Annotated in this window: 1 protein-coding gene; it reads right to left on the reverse strand. The window is 59.5% G+C overall.

The window, feature by feature from the left end; genetic code table 11:
• Positions 1-125: 125 nt before the first annotated feature.
• The gene (locus tag NW829_RS09100) at positions 126-2,054 is read right to left on the reverse strand and encodes a prolyl oligopeptidase family serine peptidase (protein ID WP_414416922.1); all 1,929 of its coding nucleotides are present in this window, start codon (positions 2,052-2,054) and stop codon (positions 126-128) included.
• Positions 2,055-2,344 lie beyond the last annotated feature (290 nt).

Below are 2,344 nucleotides of genomic sequence, written 5' to 3' on the forward strand. Positions count from 1 at the left end.
CTCCATCCGGGTTGGCTGGTAAGTCCATCATAGAGGGGCTGCTCTGTCGCGACAGCGTTGTGGAGCAACAATGGGCCATAGATGGGACGGGATCCCTTTCTATTCGACCCATTGAGCAGTCATCATCAGGTGTCCAAGTTCTCGATCCGAACCGGCTCAAGAGGTTCTGCCAGCGGAAACCCCAACACCTGGGCATAAAAGTAAAGCTCTGCCTCCAAAGCCCGTTTGATGTTGGCCGCCTGGCGAAAGCCGTGTTGCTCTCCCTCGAAAGGCACATAGGCCACCGGGATCCCTTTGGCCCGTAGGGCTGCCACCATCCTCTCTGCCTGATTGGGGGGCACGATGGCGTCTTCCAAGCCTTGAAAGAAGATAACCGGACAATTGAGGCCCTCTAGGTGATGAATGGGGGAGCGCTCCCGGTAGAGATCCCGTCGCTCTGGGTAGGGGCCAATAAGGCTGTCCAAGTAGCGAGACTCGAACTTGTGGGTCTCCTGGGCTAGGGCTTCCAGATCGCTCACCCCGTAGTAGCTGGCACCCGCCCGGAAGACCCTGTGGAAGGTCAAGGCCGCCAACGTGGTATAGCCACCAGCGCTGCCACCCTGAATGAGCAGCCGTTCCCCATCCACCTTGCCCTGTTCTGCCAAAAATTGGGATCCGGCAATGCAATCTTCCACATCTACCAGGCCCCACCGGCCTTTGAGAGCATCCCGATAGGCCCGCCCATAGCCGCTGCTGCCCCGGTAGTTCACATCCAAAACGGCAATCCCCCGACTGGTCCAGTATTGGATCCCCAGGTTGAGCACGGCTGCCGTCGCCCCGGTGGGCCCGCCGTGGCTTTTCACCAATAGGGGTGGCTTTTCGCCAGTGGGAGCAACAAAGTCGCGGTTCTTGGGGGGATAGAAGAAAGCATAGGCCACTGCCTTGCCGCCGCCGGTGGGAAAAACAATAGGCTCTGGGATCGACAGATAGTCGGGATCCACCGCCACGCTGCTGGAACGGGCCACCACCTCCACTTGGCTGGAGGGTAAGTCTAGGCAGACCAAGGCAGTGGCTTCCGTCGGGGATCCGGCCAGGAAAGCGGCTTTTTCCCCACTCACCTGCAAACCGCTGATCTGGGTGTAGGGCAAGGGGATCCCTGCCAACTGTCCTGAATGGGGATCCAGATAAGCCAGATGAGACAGCCCGTCTTGTTCATAACAGGCCAGGATGCGCCCATCCCCAGCAAAGCCGTAGGTGCTCAGGCCAAACACCCACTGCGGCTCTCCAAACTCCGCTTCCATAGGGCAGAGGGGAATGGGGCCCTGGGGATCCCAGCGATAGAGGTTCCACCAGCCGCTGCGATCCGAAACAAAGTAGAGATCCCCTTGCGGTGACCACTGGGGCTGGAAGATCGACTCGGCAGGGCCACCGGCCAGCTTTTGAGGTTCTCCCAAGCTGCCGTCAGGGTTCACCTCAGACCGCCACAGCTCTGTGCCGTCCCAGGGCATTTGGGGGTGATCCCAGGTCAGCCATACCAAGGTCTGGCCATCGGGGCTGAGGCGAGGGTTGGCATAGAAATTGTGCCCAGAGGCCAAAACGCGCTGGGATCCGCTTTCCAAGTCAATCGAGACAAGGCTGTTTTCCGGCTCTCCCTGGCGGCTGTGATCTTCCCGCACACAGAGGATGCGTCCACGCGCCCGATCCACCACCCCATCTGCATAGCGATAGGGGCCTGCTTCCGTCAGGGGCTGGGGATCTGAACCCGGCAGCAGGCGGTAGAGCCGTTGGTCAGCGAAGTTGCAAAAATACACTACCCCTGCCGACACCCAATAAGCTCCACCCCCATACTCATGCACCCGTGTCCGCACATTGAAAGGTGCCGGTGTCAGCTCCACCAGGATCCCGTCGGCAGAGCGCCGCATCAACACATTGCGCCCTTTTTCTTGCGGGCGGCCCTCCGTCCAGTAGAGATCCCCCTGATCCCAAACCATCTGTCCCAAGCGCAGGGATCCCGTCACCACCAGGTCAGCGGTAATCGGGGATCGCCAAGATCCATAGCCGGCCTGCTGCACCATAGGCTGTTAATTCTCCACCCCAGAACCCCTATTATGCCGGCAGCAAGGGATCCCTGCCTCTGCCTGCAGCCTGCGGGGAAAGGGCTCGGATTCTGGGAAAAGGTATCCCACGATACAATTCTCTCCGGGCCGAATGGGTTTGATGGAACACGTTAAGGCAACAGGGATGCACAACGCTTTCTCGACTGCAGGATTAGCCTTTTCCTCTGTTGAGGTTGGGAAGGCATTCGGTGAAAGCCTCAGCTGAGCGCAGTTGGGCAGGTTCAACACATGGGCGAGGTGATGAGCTA

The sequence above is a fragment of the Synechococcus sp. R55.8 genome (genome assembly GCF_047461895.1).
Taxonomy (GTDB): Bacteria; Cyanobacteriota; Cyanobacteriia; order Thermostichales; family Thermostichaceae; genus Thermostichus.

What these genes read in the sequence shown, in the direction of transcription:
- NW829_RS09100 (WP_414416922.1), bottom strand. Translation starts at nt 2,054, where the DNA reads ATGGTGCAGCAGGCCGGCTATGGATCTTGGCGATCCCCGATTACCGCT.